Source organism: Streptomyces sp. NPDC001868, from assembly GCF_040297125.1.
Classification (GTDB): domain Bacteria; phylum Actinomycetota; class Actinomycetes; order Streptomycetales; family Streptomycetaceae; genus Streptomyces.
In genome coordinates this window covers 164,202-170,274 of the sequence record NZ_JBEOYO010000019.1, presented here as the reverse complement: position 1 = coordinate 170,274, position 6,073 = coordinate 164,202, and the positions used below count along the sequence as shown (strand labels likewise).

Sequence of the window (6,073 nt, the reverse complement as noted above, 5' to 3'; positions counted from 1 at the left end):
GCGTCGCTCCACCCCCGGGCCCTCAAACACTAATCGGCTGGCGGCTATGGGCGGGGGGGCTTGGCCCCCGCCCCCCCCCCCCCCCACCGCCTTACGCTTGCTACTTTGGAGGAACCCGACGAGACGCGCCGTACCGGGCCAGGAAAAGACGACGCACCACCTGTCGATTCCCGCACGGAGGTGCTTGTCATGGCCTGGGTTCTGCTCGTCGTCGCCGGACTGCTAGAGGTCGGCTGGTCGATCGGGATGAAGTACACCGACGGATTCACCCGGCCGCTGCCCAGCGTGCTCACCGGCGCCGGCATCGTCGCCAGCATGCTTCTGCTGTCCTACGCCGCCCGCACCCTGCCCATCGGTACCGCGTACGGCGTGTGGGTGGGGATCGGGGCGGCCGGGGCGGCGGTGTTCGGCATGGTGTGGCTGGGGGAGCCGGCCACCGCCGCCCGGATCTTCTTCGTGTGTCTGCTGCTCGTGGCCGTGGTGGGGCTGAAGGCCACCTCCGGCCACTGAGCAGCCGGAGTCACCCGAACGGGCCCAACGACGTCTCGCCCTCTGTCGTCGCACCGCCGTCCGTCGCGCCGCCGTCGGCTGTCGCTCCGCCGTCCGTCGCGCCGCCGTCGGCTGTCGCTCCGCCGTCCGTGGCGCCTCCGTCGGTCGCCGTGCCGCCGGTCGATGCCGCTCCGCCGTCCGTCGCCGTACCGCCCGTGGAATCCGTGCCGCCGTCCGTCGTGGGCGTGCCGCCGGTGCTGGTGCTGTCGTCGGTGCCGCCGTCCGTCGGGCCGCCGGTCTCCTCGTCGCCGGTGGCACCGCCGGTCTCCTCGTCGCCGGTGGCACCCGGCTCGTCGGCGGGGGTGCTGGGCGGGGTGTAGACGACGTCCGCGCCGACCTGGAGGTCGAGGTCGAACTCCTTGACCTTCTTGCCCTTCAGGGCGTCCTTGGTGAACTGCGCCCAGATCTCCGTGGGCGCCCCGCCGCCGTTGATGCGCGGCAGGCCCATGGCGCCGTACAGCGGCTTGTGGGCGCCCGTCTTGGGGTCCTGGCCCATGACGGAGACGACGGTGGCGAGGTCGGGGGTGTAGCCGGCGAACCAGGCCGCCTTGTCCTCCTCGGCGGTGCCGGTCTTGCCGGCGACCGGGTGGCCGGAGGCCTGGGCGGCGGTGGCGGTACCGGCCTCGACGACGCTCTGCAGGACGGCCGTGGTGGTGTCGGCGGCCTTGCGGCTGACGGCCTGCGTGGACTCCGTGGTGGGGAGCTTGATCGACTCGCCGTCCTTGCTGATCTTCTCGATCATGGTGTACGTGCCGTGCTTGCCGTGGTTGGCGAGCGTGGCGTACGCCTCCGTCATGTCGAGGACGCTCGCGGTGGCGGTGCCCAGGGCGATGGACGGGTACGGGTTCATGTCCGGGGTGTTCTTGGGGACGCCGAGGTCGATCGCGGTCTTCTCGACCTTCTCGGGGCCGACGTCCACGGCCATCTGCGCGTACACCGAGTTCACGGAGCTCTGGGTGGCCTTGCGGACGGTGATGTTGCCGTAGTTGACGTAGTCCTCGTTCTCGGGGGCGTACGTCTCGCCGGGCCAGCCCACCACGGGGCGCTTGTTGGTGCCGTCGTAGACGGTGTTCGGCGTGATCGCCTGGCCGCTCTGGTTGTTGGAGGCGTTCTCCACGGCGGAGGTGAACACGAACGGCTTGAAGATCGAGCCGTTCTGGAAGTCGCGGCGGGTCGCGTTGTTCACGTACTGCTTGGTGTAGTCGATGCCGCCGTACATCGCGATGACCTTGCCGGTCTTCGGGTCGATGGAGACACCGCCGGCGCGGACGTAGTTGTCGACCTTGCGGTTCTTCTTGTCGAGCTTGTCCATCAGTTGGTCGTCGACGGCCTTGATGAAGGCGTTCTGCATCTTGGGCTGGATGGTGGTGGTGATGCGGTAGCCACCGCCGTTCTCCAGCGCCTCCTCGTCGATGATCTTGTGGTCGTAGAGGTACGACTTGATGGCCTCGACGAGGTAGCCGCGCTGGCCGGAGAAGGCGCTGGACGTGGTGGCCTGCTTCGGCATCGGGAACTTCGCGCCGGTCCGCTCGGACTGCTTGAGCCAGCCCTCCTTGACCATGCCGTCGAGGACGTAGTTCCAGCGGGCCACGGCCGCGCCCTTGTTCTCGGGGTGGGCGACGACGTCGTACATGCTCGGCGCGTTGACCAGGGCGGCGAGGTAGGCGCCCTGCTCGGCGGTGAGTTCGTCGGCGTCCACGCCGTAGTAGGCCTGGGCGGCGGCCTGGATGCCGTAGGCGTTGCGGCCGAAGAAGCTGGTGTTGAGGTAGCCCTCCAGGATCTCGTCCTTGGTGACCTCGCGGTCCAGCTTGATCGCGATGAAGAACTCCTTCACCTTGCGGGTGACGGTCTGGTCCTGGGCCAGGTAGTAGTTCTTCACGTACTGCTGGGTGATCGTCGAGCCGGACTGCTTGCCCTTGCCGGTCGCGGTGTTCCAGGCGGCACGGGCCATCGCCTTGAGGTCGATGGCCGGCTCGGAGTAGAAGTCGCGGTCCTCGGCGGCCAGTACGGCCTGCTGGGCGGCCTTGGAGACCTTCGACAGCGGGACGTTCTCGCGGTTGACCTCGCCGTCGCGGGCGATCTGGGAGCCGTCCGCGTACAGGTAGACGTTGGACTGCTTGGTCGCGGCGTCCTGCGGCTTGGGGATGTGGACCATGTTGTAGCCCAGCACGAAGGCGCCGACGATCAGCATGAGTCCGACCACGATGGCGCTGAGCACCATGCGCCAGGTGGGGATCAGCCGCTTCCAGCCGGTCCGCTTGCGCCGCTTGGGCTTCTTCCCCTTGCCGCCCCCGTCGCCCGGGGCGGGCGTGATGTCGGGCACGACGGCAGGGGCCGCGGCCTTCTCGGAGGGGATGACGCCGAGCGCCTGGGTGGGCGTGTCCTGCGCCACGGGGGCCGTCCCGGCGGGGCGGGCGGCGGCGGGGGCCTTTCCGGAGGGGATGACGCCCAGCGTGGTGGTGGGCGTGTCACCACCGGCGGCGGCACCTGCTGCCGCGCCACCGGCAACGCCGGCTGCCGAGCCTGCTGCCGCGCCGGGTGTCGAGCCGGGTGCCTGGGGGGCCTTGCCGCCGTGGGCCCCGGAGGGCCTGGTGGTGGGGGTACCGGGTCCCGCGGGGTTGCCGGGTCCTGCGGTGCCGCCGGGGCCGGAGGGGTTGCCCGGTCCTGCGGGGTTGCCGCCGCGAGCGCTGGCGGCCCTTGCGGCACGGGCAGCTCGGGCGGCCCTGGCGTCGGGGGCTCCGGGGGCTCCGGTGGCTCCGGTGGCTCCGAGGGCCCCGGTGGCTCCGTTGGGCTTGGCGTCGGGGTTTCCGGCGGGGGCGCCGTCGCGGGTGCCGGCGGGCTTGGTGTCACGGGGCCCGGCGGGCTTGTTGTCAGAGGCCGGCGTCCGATTGGCTTCCGGCGTCCGGGGGGATCCCCCTCCGGGGTTTCCGCCGGGCGCCGAGCCGGGGGGAGTCGAGCCGGTCTGCGTGCCGGGCACCGGGTTGCTCTGCCCGCCGGTCTGCCCATCGGTCCGCGAACCGCTCTGCCTGCCAGGCTGCCCGCCGGACACGGCGCCGGTCTGCTCACCAGACGGTCTGCCGGGCGCGGCGCCGGACGGCCCACCGGGCTTACCGCCGGGCATCGAACCGGTCTGCCCGCCGGACTGCCTGCCGGACGCTGCGCCGGGCTTGGTGTCCGGCCTTCCGCCGGGTGCCGCGCCGGACGTCGCGCCGGGCTCCCCCGCCGACGCCCCGTCAGGCCTCCGGGTGGACGCCCCGTCAGGCCGCCCGCCACGTGCGCCGGACCCCCCGGCGGCCGTGCCGGATTCCCCGGCGGACGCGCCAGGCCTCCCGGCAGCCGCGCCGGACCCGCCGGCGGCCGCGCCGGACCCCCCGGCGGGTGCCGTCCCCGGCCCACCGGCCGGGCCGGCCGGTGTCGTGCCGGGTGTGTCGGCGGTGTTTCCCTTGGCGGCGTTGTCGCCGGGCCCCGGAGGCGTGCCCGGAGTGCGTCGCTCCGGGTCTCTCGGTGCCCAGCCCGGGCCGTTCCGCTTCGGCTGCGGCTCGTCGCTCATCGTGCTGCCGTGCTCCTGTTTTCGCGTCGTACGTTCATTTCCGTACGGACTCGTACGCTTTGCGCCCGCTCCGGGCCGGTTCTGTGCCCCTGAGTAAAGACTCTCGTACCGTTCGATCCGTTCCCGGATCCCGGCACGTGCCCCGCACACCCCTTGAGCACCACCGTCCGCCCCCGAAAACGCGTGGCAGGCCCCTCCGGCCGCGGACTAGGCTTCTTCGCTTCGGCCCGAATCGGTCCAGGCCTCGGCCTTTCGCCTAACTCTTCGCAGCGGATGGGGGTTTCCTCGTGGGCACAGGGCGGTTGTACGCCGCCGTCGCCGCCGGTGGTTTCAGGCGGTACGCGACATATCGGGTGGCCACCGCCGCGGGGGTGTTCACCAACACCGTCTTCGGCTTCATCCTCGCATACACCTACCTGGCCCTCTGGCACGAGAAGCCCGGCCTCGGCGGCTACGACCAGGCGCAGGCCCTCACCTATGTATGGGTCGGCCAGGCGATGTTCGCGGTGATGGTGCTGGGGAGCGTCGGGTTCGAGGAGGAGTTGATCGAGCGGATCCGGACCGGGGACATCGCGGTCGACCTCTACCGGCCGGTCGACCTCCAGCTGTGGTGGCTCGCCGCGGACATGGGCCGCGCCCTGTTCCAACTGCTCGGACGCGGTGTCGTCCCCATGGTGTGCGGCGCCCTCTTCTTCGACCTCGCCCTGCCCGACGGCCCGCTGCCCTGGCTCGCCTGTCTCGTGGCGGTCGTCCTCGGCGCGCTCGTCAGCTTCGCGATCCGGTACATCGTCGCCCTGTGGGCGTTCTGGCTCCTCGACGGCGCCGGAGCGATGCAGATCACCTGGCTCACCGGAGTCTTCTTCTCCGGGATGCTCCTGCCGCTCAACGTCTTCCCGGGCGCCCTCGGCGACCTCGCCCGCCTCCTGCCCTGGTCCGCGCTGCTCCAGGCCCCGGCGGACGTCCTGCTGGGCGAGGCCGACCCCTGGGGGACGTACGCCTTCCAGCTCGCCTGGGCGGCGGTGCTGCTCGCGGTCGGGCGGCTGATCCAGTCGGCGGCGACCCGGAAGGTGGTGGTCCAGGGTGGCTGACCTCGACGAACGGCCCGCGACAACGGCTGGGCACGAGAACCCGTTCGACGCGTACGGCGTGAGCGACCGCGTACGGGACGGGCTGCGCGCCTACCGCATGATCGCCGCCATGTGGATCCGCTCCACGATGGCCTACCGCGCCTCCTTCGCCATGACGACCTTCGGGAACTTCGCGGCGACTTCTTTTGATTTCGTGGCGATCCTGCTGATGTTCTCCCAGGTCGACGAGTTGGGCGGCTTCTCGCTGCCCGAGATCGCCCTGCTGTACGGCACCTCCGCCGTCGCCTTCGGCCTCGCGGACCTGATGATCGGCTCCATGGACCGGCTGGGACGGCGGGTGCGCGACGGCACGCTCGACACCCTCCTCGTACGGCCCGTGCCCGTGCTCGCCCAGGTCGCCGCCGACAAGTTCGCGCTGCGCCGCCTCGGCCGGGTCACCCAGGGCCTGTTCGTCCTCGGATACGCCCTGGCCACGCTCGACATCGCGTGGACACCGGCCAAGGTGCTGATGATCCCGCTGATGGTGGGCAGCGGCGGGCTGATCTTCGCGGCGGTGTTCGTCGGCGGCGCGGCCTTCCAGTTCGTCGCGCAGGACGCCTCCGAGGTGCAGAACGCCTTCACCTACGGCGGCGCGACCCTGCTCCAGTACCCGCCGGCCCTCTTCGCCAAGGACCTGCTGCGCGGTGTGACCTTCGTCCTGCCGCTCGCCTTCGTCAACTGGGTGCCCGGGCTGTACGTCCTGGGCCGCCCCTACCCCCTCGACCTCCCGACCTGGCTGGCCTTCGCGCCCCCACTGGTCGGCGTGGCCTGCTGCGCGCTGGCGGGGGTGGCGTGGCGGGCGGGGCTGCGTTCGTACCGGAGCACAGGGAGCTAAGGGAGCCAGGAG

The 6,073-nt window shown here is 71.5% G+C and carries 4 protein-coding genes and 1 riboswitch; of the genes, 3 read left to right on the top strand and 1 reads right to left on the bottom strand.

Going from position 1 to position 6,073, the window contains the following annotated elements:
* Positions 1 to 91: 91 nt before the first annotated feature.
* Positions 92 to 158, top strand: a riboswitch (guanidine-III (ykkC-III) riboswitch).
* Positions 159 to 189: 31 nt separating this feature from the next.
* Positions 190 to 510, top strand: a complete 321-nt coding sequence (locus tag ABT147_RS23280; protein WP_045560647.1) for a DMT family transporter — start codon at positions 190 to 192, stop codon at positions 508 to 510.
* A gap of 10 nt (positions 511 to 520) precedes the next feature.
* Here ABT147_RS23280 and ABT147_RS23275 read toward each other — a convergent pair whose 3' ends face one another.
* On the bottom strand, positions 521 to 2,872 hold the full coding sequence (locus ABT147_RS23275; protein ID WP_502983138.1) for a transglycosylase domain-containing protein: 2,352 nt from the start codon (positions 2,870 to 2,872) through the stop codon (positions 521 to 523).
* A 1,514-nt stretch (positions 2,873 to 4,386) separates the two neighbouring features.
* Between ABT147_RS23275 and ABT147_RS23270 the strand changes: the two genes are divergently transcribed.
* Complete coding sequence (locus ABT147_RS23270; RefSeq protein WP_351409131.1) at positions 4,387 to 5,187, top strand: ABC transporter permease; 801 nt, start codon at positions 4,387 to 4,389, stop codon at positions 5,185 to 5,187.
* Positions 5,180 to 6,061 carry an ABC transporter permease gene (locus ABT147_RS23265; RefSeq protein ID WP_351409129.1) on the top strand — a complete coding sequence of 294 codons (882 nt, stop codon included), beginning with the start codon at positions 5,180 to 5,182 and terminating at the stop codon, positions 6,059 to 6,061. The genes ABT147_RS23270 and ABT147_RS23265 overlap by 8 nt, the downstream gene beginning before the upstream one ends.
* Positions 6,062 to 6,073: the final 12 nt, after the last annotated feature.

What these genes read in the sequence shown, in the direction of transcription:
- ABT147_RS23280 (WP_045560647.1), top strand. Translation starts at nt 190, where the DNA reads ATGGCCTGGGTTCTGCTCGTCGTCGCCGGACTGCTAGAGGTCGGCTGG.